Below are 17,275 nucleotides of genomic sequence, written 5' to 3' on the forward strand. Positions count from 1 at the left end.
TTTCCAGCACACGGCTCTCCCTGCCAGAGAGGCATTCATCCTGCGGAGATATGCGACAAAGGTCACAAGGACGTCATTGCCTTGAACGCCAGCGAGCCTTCCACGACAGGGGTCTGGATACCGCTTCAGGATGCAATTCGCCATTTTGCACGCGCTTACGGCCAGCTTGACGAATTCGAACACCACCTTCTGGTGCTGACGTCTTTTGCGCAGAGACTTTACTTCGCTGCCTTGCTTTTTTCATGGTTCGCCTTCGTCGTAGCTGTGTTCGCAACAACGTCGCTGTACTTTTTCCCGCGTCATCCAATTGGCTGGTTGGGCGTCATCAGTGCGACAGCAGCCATCCTGCTTGTAAACTTTATTTGGGTGCGCTTTCCACATAGCCGTACCGGCCACCAGTGGCTGAACAGGCGATTGGCCCCGCCACCCGTCCTGGCCTCGACATTCCGCCAGATGCGATCCGGCGACATTACAGCGTCAATTGGAACTGAGTCAGTCGCTGAGCTGCTGACAAATGCCTTTAGCGCGCTTCTATGCTCGCACGATGAGCACATACGAAAACTGGTGCGCACCCGACACAATGCCACGCCGCGTCATTCGGTTTCTGTTTTCATGGTTCAAACCTCGCCAGGCACCCGCGCGGCGGCAAAGCATGCCAAAAGCCGATCGATCCGAGCGCCGCGCGAACGGGCAACGATGCCCTGCATGATCGTGCCGGAAACTGCCGATAAGAATGCAGCTGGCGATGGTGCCATTTCACCTGAACGGACTGCAAATCTGCCCGGCGATCCCCTCCCGAGCCATGCAAAGTCCAACGTTAGACAATTGTACGATTATGATTGGGTAAGATCGCTTGGCGTCACTGCGGACGAGACGGCGGCGCGCGTCCAGGCCCTCGCGCTACCGGCTGAAGAAGCCGAACCTCGCAAGGTGCGCGCCGGCCTCGAGCATGCCCTGGTATTTCTGATCGAGAACCCGACACTTTCGCTACAAAATGCCTTGGACCATGCCGAAGAAGCTCTCGATCGCGAATTCGGCTCAGCGGGCAAGCGCCGGAACGCGAAAGGCGCGCCTTGGCTTCGGCAGCACATCAAATATCCGCCTGCGTGGCTGAGAGAAGGCATGAAAATTCCTTCAGCACCTCCGCCTTTCGGCGCATTTCTCGCTTTACCCATTGCGCTTAAGCCCAAGCAGCCGGGTAATTCGAGCACTTCTGTAGATAAGGATGGGGACGGAACTTAGCATTGTTCGATCGGGACGTCCGACCCAGGACTGAAAGAGGTGCAATGCGCGCGCAACGACGAACGGCCAAACGGCCCGGCACAGGCCCCCACTTATTTCAGATGCAGCTCGATTTCGATCGGCCGCAGCCACGCGCGCTTGCCGAGCCGACCAAGCTTCCGATAAACCGCCCCGCCCCGGAATCGCCGAAGCGGCAATCCCGGACGTACAGCCCGGCTGCCGACGTTTCACCAAAACCCTTAGCTGTGCCAATCAAGGTCGCGTGTGCGTACCTTGGGATCAAGCGCAGCACTGTCTACAATCTCATGAAATCCGAGAAACTCGCCTGGCAAAAAATCGGGGCCCGTCGCGTGGTGCTCTTTGCAAGCATGGAGACGCTGCTCGGCATGACCGACCGACTCGAAACATCGCCGGAAAATGGCCTGTAGGATCTCGCCGTCGGTTGAAGCACAGCGTGACCGGTTGGCTAGATCGAAGAGCATCGCTCGGCCCGAGGGCTTTTATTAATTCCCATACAGCAAATCAAAAATGGTGTTGGATTGGGCGAATGACGAGCAACGGCCCACGACCCATTCTGCCGAGCGGTACCAGCTGTTCGATCTGAGCGAGTTGCGCGGATGCCTAGGCGCCGACACTGTCGCGCAATTGGACCAAAAAAAATGGCTATGTGGTCGCCGGAGCGGGAAATGATGCGGCAGGTCGCGGCATTATCAGCGGGAATTTCATAGCCTTCAAGCGCCGGAAAGGCTAGGAAATCCGCGCGTTTCGACTTCCAAAACGTCCAAATTCAGCTGAGTCAGAAGCGCACAAAACGAGCCTTTGCGAGGACCATTTCATGGCACACCCTACGCTACTGGCTACTGGCTGCCGACAAATCACGAAAATGACCGCCAGTGTCCGAGGCTAAGCAATAGCGGCAATGTTACTCTGTTCGATAATGCCTAGTCCAGCGACGGCTCCACGAATCGTTTCGCCGACATAGGACTTGCTCAAATGTGCGTAGTGTCGACGCGTGATGCGTTCATCGGCATGTCCGAGTGCCTCTGCAATAACTGCCATCGGTACACCACGCAGTGCGAGTCTTGCACCATAGGTTCGGCGGAGGTCATGGAAGCCAGTGGGTTCTAGTTTCGCTGCAAGGCAAGCCGCTGCGAGCGGGCGCGTTTGCTGAGACGGCCCCCATCGCTTCCCGTCCGCTCGCGGGAATATGAGATCGTTTGCCGCTTTGCCGGCCGTCGCCTGTTCAAACAATAAAACGCCCTCGCCTTCCAAATAGACGGCGCGGGCTACGCCCGCTTTCGTTTCACGAAGCCAGACAGTCTGCGATTGGCGGTCGAAGTCACGCGCCTCCAGTCCCGCGAGTTCGGCATATCGCGCGCCAGTCAGCAACGCTGCCTGCACCAGAGGGCGGAACGAGATGTCCGTCGCGTTCACAATCCGTCGTGATTCCGCGTCAGAAAGGTAACGCAGCTTCGATGCGTCGGCTTTCGCAAACGGCTTCACCCGCCGCCAAGCATCGTCGGCTGGAACGCTTCCGTCGCGATATGCAGCATTCAACGCCGCTTTTAGGATCGTGAGAACGCGGTTGGCGCTGGAACGCCGCCGCCGCCGCGCTTCGTCCGTATCGGCCGTCACTCGAATATTCTGCGAGGCACCCTTGGCGGTTCGCAACCGCGCGGGCGACGAGGCGAGCGCCGCGAGCCAGTCGCTGATTGCCTTCGTCGTTAGTTTTGCAACCTCGTGTGTGCCCATTTGAGGCCGGATGATGGCTTCAATCCGGCGACGTGTGTTGGCGAGGTCGCGCCCTCGAAAGCCCAAAAGATAATCGTCGAGTGCATCGGAGACGGTATACGTGCTTGCGCGACGACCGCCGTTGCGCTCCAGCCCCACAAACCAATCGCGCGCCCGATCCTGTGCTTGCTTGAAGTTCAAGATGACCGCGCCATCAGCATCAATCGTATCGTCCGCCTCACCGATTGTGACTTGCTGATAATTTCCGGTCGATCCGGCACGGCGAAAGCGTGCTAGCCATTTGCCGACACGGTTACCTCGATAATACCCTAGGTGCTCGCCCTCATTCAAAGTCATCCAATAGGGCTTTGAGCGAGCCTCAAGACGCAACCGTTGCTCGCGTTTTGCCAACCTCGCATCCTGTACCGTCCGCGCCATTTTCCCCGTCTCCCAAACTTACCCAATACTTATCTAATATCCATTGGAGAACAAGGGGGGACAGCTATGGACGAAGAAATCAGTAACCCACTGTAAAGTGGGCATTTGCACGCGTTTGAGGCTGGCTCAAAATATTCAAAAAACCCCGTTTTAACGCCCTCTCACGGCTGAAACACGGGTTCGATTCCCGTAGGGGTCACCACGGTCCAAAATCGTCCGGGGGACGATTTTGGACCGTGGTGACGGCAGCGCAAGCTGCCGTGAGCGCGAAGCGCGAGCCGGTACGCTACTCCGGCACTGTCATCCCGACTTTCGCCCAACGCTCGACCAGCGCCTCATGCTCGTCGCAGCGCTTGCCCGGCAGATCGAGAGTATTCGACCAAGCATCGTGCCGACTCTCGATCCCGAACTGGCTGACTGGCACGAAATACGCCGCATCGTCGAAGCTGCCGACGGTGAGGTCGCAATTCTCGCCATCGACAAACTCGAACCCGAGCGGCGTGCCGCACGCCGAACAGAACGGTCGCCGCGCAATCGGTGAAGAGTGATACCAGTCGGGCTCGGCTTCCCATGTCCGTGCCGCCTTGGGCAGATTGACGAACGCAATCGACACTCCGCCCGTCGCGCGCTGGCACATCCGGCAATGGCAGAGATAGGCATCGGGTGAAGCGATTTCGGCGGTGTAACGGATGCGCCCACACTGGCAGCCGCCGGAACGCGACGTGCTCACCGGTTCAGTGCCGCAACAAACTCTGCCAGCGGCGGCACTTCCGGCCACGACGGCACCGTATCAGGTATTTCGACCCAGCCCTGCCGATACGCTGTGAAGATATGCGCCATGCAGCTTAGCTCCTCCGACCGATCAATTGTCCCTGCACGGACGACGGCAATGCTGGGACGCCGTGAGTTGGTGTTGTAGACCCGTGCCAGGCATTCGCCGCAAAACCGCTGGCTCGATGTGCGGTCCTCGGTAACGATCTCGCGCACGATTATAGGGCCGGTGACCGTGAGCAGTTCCTCGCCGACCAACGCTTGAACGCTGAAAGCGCTGCCCGAAACGCGTTGGCAGATATGGCAGTGGCAAGCGTACACGGGTGGCAACGCGTCGAGCGCGATCGTGTAGCGCACTGCGCCACAACGGCAGCCGCCCTCGATCATGCCGCTTTCTTAAGCACCCGCCGCCCGAGCAATTCGGCGATCTGCACCGCGTTGAGCGCGGCGCCCTTGCGGAGGTTGTCGCTGACGCACCACAGGCTCAGCCCGTTCTCGACGGTCTGGTCTTCACGTACGCGGCTGACATAGGTCGCGTAATCGCCGACGCATTCGACGGGCGTGACGTAGCCGCCGTCCTCGCGCTTGTCGACGAGCATGATGCCGGGGGCTTCGCGGAGCAGGCTCTGTGCCTTTTTCGCCGAAATCTCGCGTTCGAACTCGATGTTCACGGCTTCGGAATGGCCGACGAACACCGGCACGCGGACGCAAGTCGCGGTCAGCTTGATCTTGGTGTCGAGGATCTTCTTGGTCTCGACCATCATCTTCCACTCTTCCTTGGTCGATCCATCGTCGAGGAAGCTGTCGATGTGCGGAATCACGTTGAACGCGATCTGCTTGGTGAACTTCTTCGCCTCGGCGCTGTCGCCGACGAAGATGTTGCGCGATTGCTCGAACAGCTCGTCCATGCCCTCTTTGCCCGCGCCCGACACCGACTGGTAGGTGGCGACGACGACGCGCAGAATCTTGGCGTAATCGTGCAGCGGCTTGAGCGCGACGACGAGCTGCGCGGTCGAACAGTTCGGGTTCGCAATGATGTTGCGGCGCGTGTAGCCCGAGATTGCCTCGGGGTTCACCTCGGGCACGATCAACGGGACGTCTGGGTCCATGCGGTAGAGCGACGAATTGTCGATGACCGTGCAACTCGCCGCGGCAAAGCGTGGCGCGTGAATCTTCGTCCCCTCCGAGCCGATGGCGAACAGCGCGATGTCCCAGCCCTTGGGATCGAAATGTTCGATGTTTTGGACCTTGAGCATCTTACCGGTATCGCCCAGCTCGACTTCGGTGCCCTGGCTGCGCGACGAGGCAACCGCCGCGATCTCGTCGATCGGGAATTGGCGCTCGGCGAGAATGTTGAGCATCTCGCGCCCGACATTGCCTGTCGCCCCTGCGACCACGACCCGGTAACCCATGATGCACTCCACTCGTTCGATTGAGCGGGCGCACATAGCCGCAACCGGTAAAAAGTCCAGTTCAGGCTGGGTCAGGCAGCGCCCCGCGTCGGTGCGCCGCCAGGAACGGCTGCCATTCGACATAGGCGAGCGAGCGCCACAGCCATTCGAGCGGCCCCGCGACGAAGAAGCGCATCCAGATATTGGCGAATATCAGCTGGCCGAGGATCACCAAAGTCGCGATTCCCGCAAGTTCGGCATGGCCGTATCTGCCCCACAGGCCGAAGCCCCAGGGCGCAAACAATATCCATAGCCCGATGATCTGCTGCATGAAGTACAGCGAGAACGCCATGCGGCCGGCGGCTTTGAACGGCGCGAACAGGCCCGCCCCGATCGCGGATTTCACCGCAAGATTGATCAGCGCGACATGGCCGAGAGTCACTGCGAGCCGGGCGAACTCGCCGGTCATCCAGATGGTCTTGGGAATCGGGCTGAACGTCGTAATCTCCGCCACGCCGATAGCACGCGCCGTAAATCCGAACCCGTAAGCGGCAAGCATCATCACGAGGTAGAACCGCGCCGTCCGCCCGCCCTGGATGATCCGCCATTTCCACAGGGCGATCCCGATCAGCATCGTGGCAAAGGCTTCGACAATCCAGAAGAACTGGGTAAATTCGCTTAACAGCTTCAACCAGAACCCGCTCGCAGCCCCGATATAGTCGAACACACTGGTGCCCGGTTTATGCGCTTGGGCTTCGGCGTCGATATCCTTCTTTTCCTCGGCATCGACCTTGAACCGGTCGAGCTTCTTTTGCCACTCGGCGAGCGTCTTGGTGTTCTCGGCAGTCAGCGGCTGCTTGGCAGCCCGTTTGACGTGGATCGCTTCGACCTTGGCGATCAGGTCGCCGCGCGACACGTATTCGCCGACGGACGCCGCCGCAAGCGCAAGCGGGTAGACGAGGCCGAGCGCCACCAGTGTGCGCGGCTTCAACGTCCGGAACGGAAACAGGAACAATGCCGCAATCGCATAGGTGTGCAGGATGTCGCCGACCCAGCCGAGCACAAACACGTCGAACAGCCCGAACGCCAGCAGCCAAATATTGCGCCGGAGATAAAGATCGGCGACTGCCACAGGACCATCCGGTTCCATCGCCCGCGCAGCCAATACCATCATCCCTGCGCCGAACAGCATTTCGAGCAAGCCGCGCTGCGTGCCTTCTGCGACAATCGAAATGATGCTCCACACCGTCTGGTCAGCGCCCGACCACCCGATCGACCGGATGTCGTTTTCCTGCATCGACCCACTGTTCCCCATGAAGGGGATGTTCATGTAAAAAATACCGAGGATCGCGATCCCGCGCAGCATGTCGAGAACGTCGATGCGGTCGCGGCGCGCGACGGGCGCGAGGCTGGTGTCGGTCATCATGTGTCCCCCGGGTTTACAATTCGCTATTGCTGCGCGCTCGATTTGTCCACCGGCAGCGCGTCGAACGCGACGGTCAGGCGGGGTGCTGTGCTGGTAAAAGGCAATGTCCCGTGCCAGAAATAGGACGGAAACAGCACGAGTTTGCCCGGACGCGGGGCGATGATGCGGCGCTGTGCGAGATCGAGGCCGAGCAGCGTTTCGGGCACGCCGAACGCCAGCGCGCCTTCCTGTTCGCTGGCGACCACTTCGGACGGCAAGTCGATATAAGCCGCCGAACTCAGCCAGCCTGCCGGATGGATATGGCCGATATGGTGCCCCTCGCTCCGTAACCGTACCGACCATGATCCCGCAAAAGCGAAATGCGGTCGCTTGCGGCGCAGGAAAGGGTGCGCGGCATCGTCGGATAGCCCAGCGAGCGCCCCGCCGATGCCGCGCGAAATGCTGTCCCTGAGCGCGCGGATCGCCGGGTCGGCCTTGTCGAACAGAATGCCGCGCGTCTGGGTGCCCCCGCGCAGCGATTGTTCGGCGGGATGCTCCGCCGTGCGGTGCAGGCCGCCCAGCACTGCAGCGGTGGCTGCAAGATCGATTCCGTCGAGGTCGATTTCCATGACGAGGCGGTCATAGTCTGCCAGCCAGGCCTCGCGAGCGTCGCCGGTCAGCCGCCAGATGACGGTCAGCAGCGACCAGCCGGTCTGCTCGTCAGGCGCAATGCGCGTCGCTGCCAGTGCTGCTGCCTCGGCTGTCGCCAGATCGCCAGTGCGGATGGCGAGCTGCGCCAGCGTCGCCTGTGCGCCTGCATTGTCCGGATCGGCGGCAATGACGGGCAGAAGCCGCGCCAGCGCCGCGCCGTCTTCGCCGCGCCAGGAATGGGCCTGCGCGGCGAGCAGGCCGAGAAACGGCTCCGACCCGAACCGCGCTTCCGCTGCCGCGACCCAGTCGAGCAGCCGGTCGCCGTCGCGCAAATCCTTGGCTGCCGCCAGCGCCGACATCCACAGCGCGCCCATGTGCGGTGCCCGGGCAAGGGCATCGGCATAGGCATCGAACGCCGCGGCGCGTTGCCCGATCTGTGGCAGCAACCTCGCCAGCGTCTCGTGCGCGTCGATATGGCCCGGATGGGTGTCGAGCACGCGCCGATAGGCCGCGACCGCTTCGTCGAAGCGTCCGAAATCAGCCAGGAGATGGGCGTGGACTGTGGCCGTCTCGGGCGCGACCGCCCCGAGCGCCAGCGCGCGCTCCATCGTCGCCAGCGCCTCTTCGAGCCGGTCGGCCCTGCGGAGTTCGACCCCGAGGTTGTGCAGGGCAATCACATCGCGGGGATTGGCGACAACGAGGCGGCGTTGCGCCGAGATCGCCGCGCTGTCCGGCGCCGTCATGGCGTCACTTCGGGGCGGTGGTGCGGTCGAGGAAGTTCAGGATCGTCCGCCACAGATGGACGCTCACCCCCGGCCCCGCGACGCGGTGCGTCTGGCCGGGATAGACCATCGTCTCGAACGGCTTCCCCGCCGCCTGCAACTTGGCCATCAGCGCTGTCGAATTTTCGAACACGACATTGTCATCGGCCATGCCGTGGATGAGTAGCAGCGGATCGGCGATCTTGTCGCTATAGGTCAGCGGATCGGCCTTGGCATAGGCACCGCCCGGGTCCTGCGGCATGCCCATGTAGCGCTCGGTATAGTGGGTGTCGTAGAGTTCCCATCTGGTCACCGGCGCGCCCGAAACACCTGCTGCAAATGTGCCCGGTGCGCTTTCGAGCAGGCGCAGGGTCATATAGCCGCCATAGGACCAGCCGTAGACGGCAATGCGCTTGGGATCGACCCAGGGCTGGCTCCTGAGCCACTCGACGCCGGCGAGCTGGTCCTTCACCTCGACCGACGACATCGCACGGTAGATCTGGTCCTCGAACGCCTTGCCCCGGTCCGGCGTCCCGCGTCCATCGACCGAGAACACCGCCCAGCCCTGCTGCACCAGATATTGTTCGATGGGGCTGGCCCAGCTGTTGGTCACCTGCCGCCCTGCGCCAGGTCCGCCATAGACGATGACCATCACGGGCGCCTTCGCCCCGTCGGCAACGGCGGGCTTGAGCAATTTGGTGTGGAGGACCGACCCGTCCGCCGCCTTGATCGTCCCGAAAGTCGCGGCGACATGCGCCGGGAGATAGGGCGCATAGGGGTGGCCGTCCGCCACCTTGTTCTCGTCGATCCACGACAGGCGCTTGCCGTCCATGTCGGCCAGATAGGCCTGTTCGGGCTGCGACTGGCTCGAGCGGGTGACAATCATGCGGTCGCCGCTGGCGCTGCACGATTCGGCCCGCGACCCGCTGCGGGCGCAGGTCCAATAGCCGTTCTCGCTCAGCTGGGTGACGGGGCCGCCCGCGAGCGGGACGGCGTAGAGCTGGTTTTCGAGCGGGGTTTCGCGGTTGCCAGCGAAAACGATGCGCCCTTTGGCCTCATCCACCGAAATAATATTGCGGGCGTTCCATGCGCCCTTGGTCAGCTGCGTCCATTTCCCCGTAGCGAAACGGTAGAGATGGCTGGACCCGTCGCGCTCCGACGACCACAGGATGCTGCCGTCCTTCAGCGCGCGGAAATTGTCGTGCAGGTTGAGCCATGTTTTCGCCCGCTCGGTAAACACAACGGTGGAAGCACCCGTCGCCGGATCGACGCGGAGCAGGTCGAGCGTCTTCTGGTCGCGGGTCTGGCGCTGGACATAGAGCGTCTTGCCGTCCGCCGCCCAATCGACACGCGCGAGATAGATATCGTCATTGTCGCCGAGATCGACACGGGCGAGGCCGGTGCCGTCGTTCCGCATCACGAACAGCTGGACCTTGGCGTTGGCGGCACCGGCACGCGGATAGCGCTGGTCGTAGATTTTCGTCCCGTTGGCCCCGATGGCGGCGCGGCTGATAACGGCGACGCCGCTCTCGTCGACGCGCGCTACCGCAATGCGGGCATCGTCGGGAGACCACCATGCGCCCTTGGTGCGGTCCATTTCCTCCTGCGCGACGAATTCAGCAAGACCCCAACTCAGTGTACCACCACCGTCGCGGGTCAGGCGGCGTTCGTTCCCGGTCGCCAGATCGACGACGAAGACATTCTGGTCGCGGACGAACGAGACGAAACCGCCCTTCGGACTAATCGTCGCGTCGAGTTCGCCTTGCGGGGTATTGGTCAGGCGACGAGTGCTGCCGTCGAGACCGGCGAGATAGATATCGCCGTCGAGCGGCACCAGCAGCGACTTGCCGTCCGCCGCCCAGTCATAGGCGACGATCCCGCGCGTGCCGCCGATCCGCGCGCGTTCGCGCTGCATTTTTTCGGCTTCGGACAATTCGCCGCCGCCGAATTTGGTCGAATCGACGAGCATCCGCGCTTCGTTGGTGTCGGTATCGACCGCCCACAGGTCGAACCGCTCGCGGTCGTCGGTGCGCGCGCGCAACGAGGTCAGGAGTTTGCCGTCAGGCGATAGTTTCAGCGCGCGGGGTGCCGCGCCGCCGAGGTTGGGCGACGCAAAGACGCGTTCGAGCGTCAGCTTCTGCGGGGCGGGTTCGTCAGCCAAGGCGGGAACCGATACGACAACCGCGAGCGCGAAGACCCATTTCAGCATTACCAATCCCACATTCCGTCATGCTGAACTTGTTTCAGCATCCACCTCGACGCGCGACTGCTATCGCGCGGTCCGGTGGACCCTGAAACAAGTTCAGGGTGACGGCAATCGGGGAATTGGAAGAATGCTGTTTGGGCGCAATTTAAGCGTTGTCGCCCCGCGTGTCGCGACGTTCGGCGATACGCGCCGATTTGCCGCGGCGGCCGCGCAGGTAATAGAGCTTGGCACGACGCACGGCGCCCTTGCGGACGATCTCGATGCTGTCGATGTTGGGCGAATAGAGAGGGAAGACGCGCTCGACGCCTTCGCCGAAGCTGATCTTGCGAACTGTGAAGTTCGATCCCATGCCCTTGTTCGAACGCGCGATGCACACGCCTTCGTAGTTCTGGACGCGGGTGCGCTCGCCTTCGACGACGCGGACGCCGACCTTCAGCGTGTCGCCGGGACGGAATTCAGGGATGGCACGCTTGGCAGTGTGCTTCGCGATGTTTTCGGCTTCGATCGTCTGGATGAGGTTCATGCCCCATTTAATCCTTATTCTTTCGTCGCGCGTCAGAGGCAGGCTGGACCCGAGCGCCGATATGACGCTCCCAAAGATCCGGTCTGCGTAACCGTGTATCGTCTTCTGCGGTGCGTTGCCGCCACGCTGCGATTTTCGCATGATCCCCCGATCGCAACACTTCCGGGATCGTGCGCCCTTCCCACTCAGCGGGTCGGGTATAGTGCGGATATTCGAGAAGCCCCGCTTCGAAGCTCTCGTCATCCCCGCTCAAGGGCGCGCCCATTACGCCGGGAAGCAACCGGATGCAAGCGTCGAGCAGCACGAGCGCCGCGACCTCCCCGCCCGACAGGATGAAGTCGCCGATAGAGACCTGTTCGATCTGCGGGCGAGCGTCGAACAAGCGTTCGTCAATGCCCTCGAAACGACCACACAGGATTGTCACGCCGGGGCCGCTGGCGAGGTGGCGGATGCGGGCTTGTGTGAGCGGCTTGCCGCGCGGGGTCATGGCAAGGATGGGAGCTGTGGGCTGGGCCGCGATGGCGTGATCGACAGCAGCAGCCAGTACATCCGCCCGCATCACCATCCCTGCCCCGCCACCCGCAGGGGTATCATCGACCGACTTGTGTTTATCGGCGGCAAAGTCTCGGATTTGGATTGGGCTGCAGGACCATTTCCCCTCGGCGAGCGCGCGCCCCGCTAACGATGTGCCGAGCGGGCCGGGGAACATCTCAGGATAGAGGGTCAGGATGCGTGCGGCGAAGGTCATCGTGAACGCAGGGCCGACAAGGCCGACGTAAGCGCCACCGCACCCAAACACGATGCCAGTGCAACACATCCGTATAGCGCCAAAATCTCCCACACCTCATCGGAACGGTGCTCGGTGCGCGCATCCAAAGCAAACGCGACGGCAAAAATGGCGGGCAGTAACAGGCCGAAGCCCATTGAAGTGGCTGATCGCACAACCGTCGGAATGTCTCGTTGGAGCAGCCACGCCAGTCCGGCAACGATCATGCCCACCGGAATCGCAAGCAACGCCATCGGTACGATCACGCGACCGTCCAATTCTCGACCTTCAACCCCGACACGTCGGCGAAGTCGGCTTCGTTGTTGGTAATCACCACCGCTCCGATGCTGAGCGCGTGCGCCGCCAGCAACCGGTCGAACCGGGCGCGCTTGAACGGGAGACGGGCATACTCCCGGGCGGCTGCCTCGTCGAATGCGAGAAGCGGAATCGCGCGCACGAATGCTTCCAGCACTTCGGGAGCGGGCGGTTTGCCGACATGCGTACCATAAGCGATCTCCGCGAAACTGATCACGGAGATCGCCATTTCACCGGCATCGCAATCGGCGATGCGCGCCTTGAGGCCGCCATAGCCGACATCCATCGCGTATACCGCGCAATTCGCGTCGATCAGATAGCGGATCACGCGCCGTCACGCGCCTTCGCTGCCGCCTCTTCGGCGCGTCGCAGGATCGTGCTGGGACGCTCCTCGAAATCCTCGCGCGGTGCCAGCCTAATACCCGGCGCTTTGCCCGCGAAGCCGCTGATGTCGATCTTCTTGCGCGGCGCGACGATTGGTTCGACCCTGAACGACATCGGTGCCTCCTGAACCATGCGGACTTGAGTTCCCTCGGGAACGCCGAGCCCCTTCGGCAGGCGCAGGGCGACGGAATTGCCTGACTTGAATGTCGTGCTTTGATATTCGTCGCTCATCATTGGCTCCGTATACACATCGCGTATATACTAACCGATAAAGGCACTGTCAATCACCACCCGCTCGCCCCATTCGGGCACCGCATCTGGGCGCATCGGGACCATGAAGCGTTTTTTGTCGGGGCGCTCGATCTCGATCACGTCGCCTGCGCCGAAGTTTTCGACTGCAACGACATGACCGAGGTCTGCGCCGTCCGTGGACACAGCCGGAAGCCCGATCAGGTCGGCGTGGTAGTATTCGCCCTCGCCCAATGGCGGTAGCGTGTCGCGCGGGACGGTCAGCGCTGTCCCTCGCAGGCGTTCGGCAGCGGTGCGATCGGGGATTTCGGCGAAGCGCGCGATATTGCCGCGCAGCGACTTCAGCGTCAGCGCGCCGTCGTTGAAGCTCATGTACCCCGACAGATCGTCGGTGAAGAGCTTCAGCTTCACCTCGCCGCCCACACCATGCGCGCCGGCGATTGCGGCGAGCGTGACGGGGCGGCGCGGGTCCAAGACTTAAGCCTCGGCCGTCTTTTCTTCTTCGACGGCATCGGGCGCAGCGTCGGCCTGTTCGGCGGCGGGCGCTTCCTCAGCCTGAGCCTGTTCGACCGGTGCTTCTTCAGCGACTGCTTCGGCAGGAGCTTCTTCGGCCTGTGCCTGTTCGGCAGGGGCTTCCTCAGCGGCTACTTCAGCAGCAGGCGCTTCTTCGGCCACCGGCTCTTCAACGACTTCGGGTGCGGGAGCAGCAGCTGCGGCAGCAGCAGCCTCGGCGGCTTCCGCCGCCTTCTTCTGCTGCTCTTCCAGACGATCGGTGGCTTTTTCGCCGGGCTTGCCCTTGTTCGGGTTGTTGCGCGCGGCACGCTCGCGGACGCCCGCCGCATCGAGGAAGCGCGCGACGCGGTCGGTCGGCTGCGCCCCGACGCCCAGCCAATGCTTGGCGCGCTCGACGTTCAGCACGACGCGGTTGGCGTCGTCCTTGGCGAGCAGCGGGTTGTAGCTGCCGAGACGCTCGATGAAATTGCCGTCGCGGGGGCTGCGCGCGTCGGCAACGACGATGCGGTAATACGGGCGCTTCTTGGAGCCACCGCGCGAGAGACGAATTGAAACTGCCATTGTCTTACTTCCTTCGTTGATCTGATTGTTATCGTGAAACTATTTTTTGAAACCGGGAGGCATACCGCCGCCGAGCAGACCACCGAGGCCGCCCATGCCGCCGGGACCACCACCGCCACCCATCATGCCCATCAACGCCTTCATGCCGCCCATTTTCTTGAGCTTTTTCATGGCTCCGGCCATTTCCTGATGCATCTTCAACAGCTTGTTGACCTCTTGAACGGTCAACCCTGCCCCTTTGGCGATGCGAATTTTACGCTTGGCCTGAAGCAGTTCGGGCTTGGCGCGTTCCTTCGGCGTCATCGACCCGATGATTGCGTCCATGTGAACCAGCATCTTGTCCGAGCCGGGTGCCGACGCCATCGCCGTCTGGGCCTTCTTCAAGCCCGGAATCATGCCTGCGAGCGCGCCGAGCCCGCCCATGTTTTGCATCTGCTTCAACTGCATCTGCAGGTCGTTCATGTCGAACTGACCCTTGGACATCTTGGCCGCGAGCCTTTCGGCGTCCTCGACCTCGATGGTCTGCGCGGCGCGTTCGACCAGCGAAACGACGTCGCCCATGCCCAGGATTCGGCCCGCGACGCGGCTCGGGTGGAACAACTCAAGCCCGTCGAGCTTTTCGCCGGTACCGACGAACTTGATCGGCTTGCCGGTCACTGCACGCATCGACAGCGCCGCGCCGCCGCGTGCATCGCCGTCCATGCGGGTCAGCACCACCCCGGTCAGTGGAACCTGATCTGTGAAGCTCTTGGCGACGTTGACCGCGTCCTGGCCGGTCAAGCTGTCGACGACGAGCAGCATCTCGGTCGGAGATGCGACCTGGGACACCGCCTTCATCTCGTCCATCAGCGCCTGATCGACATGGAGGCGACCGGCGGTGTCGAGGATCAGGACGTCATAGCCCTGAAGTTTGGCCGCCGTGAGCGCGCGCCGGGCGATATCGACCGGCTGTTGGCCCGCGACGATGGGAAGCGTTGCGACACCGGTCTGGGTGCCGAGCACGGCGAGCTGTTCCTGCGCAGCGGGCCGGTTGACATCGAGCGACGCCATCAGAACCTTCTTGCGGTCCTTCTCCGTCAGCCGCTTGGCAATCTTGGCCGAGGTCGTCGTTTTACCCGAGCCCTGGAGCCCAACCATCATGATAATCGCGGGCGGCGTGACGTCGAGCGCAAGGTCCGACGCGTCCGACCCCAGCATTTCGGTCAGCGCATCGTTGACGATCTTGACGACCTGTTGGCCGGGCGTGATCGAGCGCAGAACGTTCTGGCCGACCGCCTTGTCGGTGATGCTGTCGACGAACGAGCGCACGACGGGCAGCGCGACATCGGCCTCGAGCAGCGCGACGCGCACCTCGCGCATCGCCGCGCGCACGTCCGCCTCGGTCAGGGCACCCCTGCCCTTCAACCGGTCGAAGACGCTCCCGAGGCGGTCGCTCAGCGTGTCGAACAAGTGGCCTTCACTCCCGATCCAAAACAGGCAGTCCCGCACAAGCAAAAAACGCCAGCGGACGAAACCTCGTCGGCTGGCGCACACCGCAGTGTACATCGGCATCGCAAGTCGATGCAGCGACGCCCCTAGGCGCAGTCGGTGTCAGGGTCAACTAGGGTGCAGACAGCCGACATTTACAGCTTCTTCACGCTCCAACGCTAGGGCGAAGGGCAAGTGGGAATACGGGAGCTACCGGTGGGCGAAATCATACAGGGGCGCGCGCGCACAGCCAACGCGCGCAACGATATCGTCACCGGCGGCATCGTCCTGGCTGCTACCGTCATGTTCGTCGGAACCGGTGGGCAGCTCTTGTCCAGCACGATCGCGATGCTGTCCGGCGTCGGTGGTGGTGCCGACCGCACGCTGACCATTGCGCTGCTGCTCAACATCGCCCTCATCCTGTTCGGCTGGCGGCGTTACCGCGACCTGTCGAACGAGGTCGACGAGCGCGCAGCCGCCGAACAGCGTGCCCAATCGCTGGCGATCCGCGATCCGCTGACCGGGTTCTACAACCGGCGCGCGCTGACCGAACACGGCAGTGCGCTGATTACCCGCGCCTTCCGCCGCCAGAAGGCCGTCGCGCTGCTGATGCTCGACCTCGACCATTTCAAGAACGTCAACGATGTCCATGGCCACGCCGTGGGCGACTCTTTGCTCAGGTCGGTGGCGGCGGAAATCGCCACGATCATGCCGCCGTCAGCGCTCACTGCACGGCTGGGCGGCGATGAATTCGCCTGCATCTTTGCGTTCGACCATAGCCATCCCGATGTTGTCGAGCGCGTTTCGCAGGCGGTGGTCTCGCGCCTGTCGCAGCCGTTCGATGTCGATGGCGTCCATGTCCATATCTCGGTGTCGTGCGGCATTGCGCGTTCGGAAAGCGACTGCAACGACGTCGATTCACTAATGCGGCGTGCCGATATCGCCATGTATGCCGCCAAGCATCAGGGCCGGAACCGCCACAGCTGGTTCGATGCCTCGATGGAGCGCGAACTGCATGCCCGCAACGAGCTGGAAGACGGAATGCGGCGTGGTATTCCGCTAGGGCAATTCGTGCCGTTCTACGAACAACAGATCGACCTGACAACAGGGCGACTGCACGGTTTCGAAATGCTGGCCCGCTGGGAACATCCGACCCGCGGGCTCGTCTCGCCCGAAATCTTCATCCCGATTGCCGAGGAAACCGGCATGATCGCCGACCTGTCGATGGCAGTGATGCGGCAGGCCTTCGTCGAGGCGCGCAACTGGGACACAAGCCTGACCTTGTCGGTCAACATCTCGCCGATCCAGTTGAAAGATCCTTGGCTTGCCCAGAAAATCGTCAAGCTGCTCACCGAAACCGGTTTTCCGGCGACGCGGCTCGAAGTCGAGATCACCGAAAGTTCGTTGTTTGAGAACCTGGCGCTTGCCCAGTCGATTGTCGGCAGCCTCAAGAACCAGGGGATCAAACTGGCGCTCGACGATTTCGGCACGGGCTATTCGTCGCTGGCGCATTTGCGGGCGCTGCCGTTCGACAGGATCAAGATCGACAAGAGCTTTGTTACCTCGATCCTCGACAACCCCGACAGCGCGGCCATCGTCAATGCGATTGCCAAGCTCGGCGACAGCCTGAACCTGCCGGTTACCGCCGAGGGGATCGAGGACGCCGCCATCGAGGAACGCCTGCGTCAGCTCGGCTGTCACAAGGGACAGGGCTGGTATTACGGCAAGCCGATGCCGGTTGCAGCCACGCGCACCTTGCTGGCCGAGCGCAACCTGCTGCCGAATGCACGCGTGACGCCGGTTGTCGTGGAAGCGCCGATCGTTGCCGAAATCGACGGCGGCGGGGTGGCGTACGAACCGCTGCGCCGCTCGGCGTGATGGACTTGGAGCCGTCGGCTCCC

Annotated in this window: 18 protein-coding genes; 3 read left to right on the forward strand and 15 right to left on the reverse strand. The window is 62.4% G+C overall.

Annotated elements, in window-relative coordinates; all coding sequences use genetic code 11:
- Positions 1-81: 81 nt before the first annotated feature.
- The gene (locus tag M0209_RS06615; protein ID WP_258887496.1) at positions 82-1,242 is read left to right on the forward strand and encodes a hypothetical protein; all 1,161 of its coding nucleotides are present in this window, start codon (positions 82-84) and stop codon (positions 1,240-1,242) included.
- 101 nt (positions 1,243-1,343) lie between these two features.
- On the forward strand, positions 1,344-1,670 hold the full coding sequence (locus M0209_RS06620; RefSeq protein WP_258887497.1) for a helix-turn-helix domain-containing protein: 327 nt from the start codon (positions 1,344-1,346) through the stop codon (positions 1,668-1,670).
- 475 nt (positions 1,671-2,145) lie between these two features.
- Here M0209_RS06620 and M0209_RS06625 read toward each other — a convergent pair whose 3' ends face one another.
- The 15 genes from M0209_RS06625 to ffh form a co-directional block, all read right to left on the reverse strand.
- The gene (locus M0209_RS06625) at positions 2,146-3,411 is read right to left on the reverse strand and encodes a site-specific integrase (protein ID WP_258887498.1); all 1,266 of its coding nucleotides are present in this window, start codon (positions 3,409-3,411) and stop codon (positions 2,146-2,148) included.
- Between the two features lie 286 nt (positions 3,412-3,697).
- The gene (locus tag M0209_RS06630) at positions 3,698-4,141 is read right to left on the reverse strand and encodes a GFA family protein (RefSeq protein ID WP_258887499.1); all 444 of its coding nucleotides are present in this window, start codon (positions 4,139-4,141) and stop codon (positions 3,698-3,700) included.
- Positions 4,138-4,569 (reverse strand): GFA family protein, encoded by a 432-nt coding sequence (locus M0209_RS06635; RefSeq protein ID WP_258887500.1) that lies wholly within the window; start codon positions 4,567-4,569, stop codon positions 4,138-4,140. Before M0209_RS06635 ends, M0209_RS06630 begins: the two co-directional genes overlap by 4 nt.
- Positions 4,566-5,594 carry an aspartate-semialdehyde dehydrogenase gene (locus tag M0209_RS06640; RefSeq protein WP_258887501.1) on the reverse strand — a complete coding sequence of 343 codons (1,029 nt, stop codon included), beginning with the start codon at positions 5,592-5,594 and terminating at the stop codon, positions 4,566-4,568. The genes M0209_RS06635 and M0209_RS06640 overlap by 4 nt, the downstream gene beginning before the upstream one ends.
- Before the next feature lie 61 nt (positions 5,595-5,655).
- A complete protein-coding gene (locus M0209_RS06645; RefSeq protein ID WP_258887502.1) occupies positions 5,656-6,996 on the reverse strand; it encodes a DUF418 domain-containing protein in 1,341 nt (446 codons plus the stop codon).
- A 26-nt stretch (positions 6,997-7,022) separates the two neighbouring features.
- The gene (locus tag M0209_RS06650) at positions 7,023-8,372 is read right to left on the reverse strand and encodes a putative 2OG-Fe(II) oxygenase (protein WP_258887503.1); all 1,350 of its coding nucleotides are present in this window, start codon (positions 8,370-8,372) and stop codon (positions 7,023-7,025) included.
- Positions 8,373-8,376: 4 nt separating this feature from the next.
- Complete coding sequence (locus M0209_RS06655) at positions 8,377-10,599, reverse strand: S9 family peptidase (protein WP_258887504.1); 2,223 nt, start codon at positions 10,597-10,599, stop codon at positions 8,377-8,379.
- Between the two features lie 142 nt (positions 10,600-10,741).
- Entirely contained in the window at positions 10,742-11,119 is a 378-nt protein-coding gene (gene rplS / locus M0209_RS06660) for a 50S ribosomal protein L19 (protein WP_258887505.1), read from the reverse strand.
- Between the two features lie 7 nt (positions 11,120-11,126).
- Positions 11,127-11,867: a tRNA (guanosine(37)-N1)-methyltransferase TrmD gene (trmD, locus tag M0209_RS06665; protein ID WP_258887506.1), complete on the reverse strand. Its 741-nt coding sequence runs from the start codon at positions 11,865-11,867 to the stop codon at positions 11,127-11,129.
- On the reverse strand, positions 11,864-12,139 hold the full coding sequence (locus M0209_RS06670) for a hypothetical protein (protein ID WP_258887507.1): 276 nt from the start codon (positions 12,137-12,139) through the stop codon (positions 11,864-11,866). The genes trmD and M0209_RS06670 overlap by 4 nt, the downstream gene beginning before the upstream one ends.
- Before the next feature lie 8 nt (positions 12,140-12,147).
- Positions 12,148-12,528, reverse strand: coding sequence for a type II toxin-antitoxin system VapC family toxin (locus M0209_RS06675; RefSeq protein ID WP_258887508.1), 381 nt, complete (start codon positions 12,526-12,528; stop codon positions 12,148-12,150).
- The gene (locus M0209_RS06680; protein WP_258887509.1) at positions 12,525-12,815 is read right to left on the reverse strand and encodes an AbrB/MazE/SpoVT family DNA-binding domain-containing protein; all 291 of its coding nucleotides are present in this window, start codon (positions 12,813-12,815) and stop codon (positions 12,525-12,527) included. Before M0209_RS06680 ends, M0209_RS06675 begins: the two co-directional genes overlap by 4 nt.
- Before the next feature lie 30 nt (positions 12,816-12,845).
- Positions 12,846-13,307 carry a ribosome maturation factor RimM gene (rimM, locus tag M0209_RS06685; RefSeq protein ID WP_258887510.1) on the reverse strand — a complete coding sequence of 154 codons (462 nt, stop codon included), beginning with the start codon at positions 13,305-13,307 and terminating at the stop codon, positions 12,846-12,848.
- Between the two features lie 3 nt (positions 13,308-13,310).
- The gene (rpsP, locus tag M0209_RS06690; RefSeq protein WP_258887511.1) at positions 13,311-13,907 is read right to left on the reverse strand and encodes a 30S ribosomal protein S16; all 597 of its coding nucleotides are present in this window, start codon (positions 13,905-13,907) and stop codon (positions 13,311-13,313) included.
- 39 nt (positions 13,908-13,946) lie between these two features.
- A complete protein-coding gene (ffh, locus tag M0209_RS06695; protein ID WP_258887512.1) occupies positions 13,947-15,356 on the reverse strand; it encodes a signal recognition particle protein in 1,410 nt (469 codons plus the stop codon).
- A gap of 234 nt (positions 15,357-15,590) precedes the next feature.
- On the opposite strand from ffh, the gene M0209_RS06700 reads away from it, so the two are divergent.
- Positions 15,591-17,252 carry a bifunctional diguanylate cyclase/phosphodiesterase gene (locus M0209_RS06700; RefSeq protein ID WP_258887513.1) on the forward strand — a complete coding sequence of 554 codons (1,662 nt, stop codon included), beginning with the start codon at positions 15,591-15,593 and terminating at the stop codon, positions 17,250-17,252.
- Positions 17,253-17,275: the final 23 nt, after the last annotated feature.

Source organism: Sphingomonas sp. SUN039, from assembly GCF_024758725.1.
Classification (GTDB): Bacteria; Pseudomonadota; Alphaproteobacteria; order Sphingomonadales; family Sphingomonadaceae; genus Sphingomonas_O.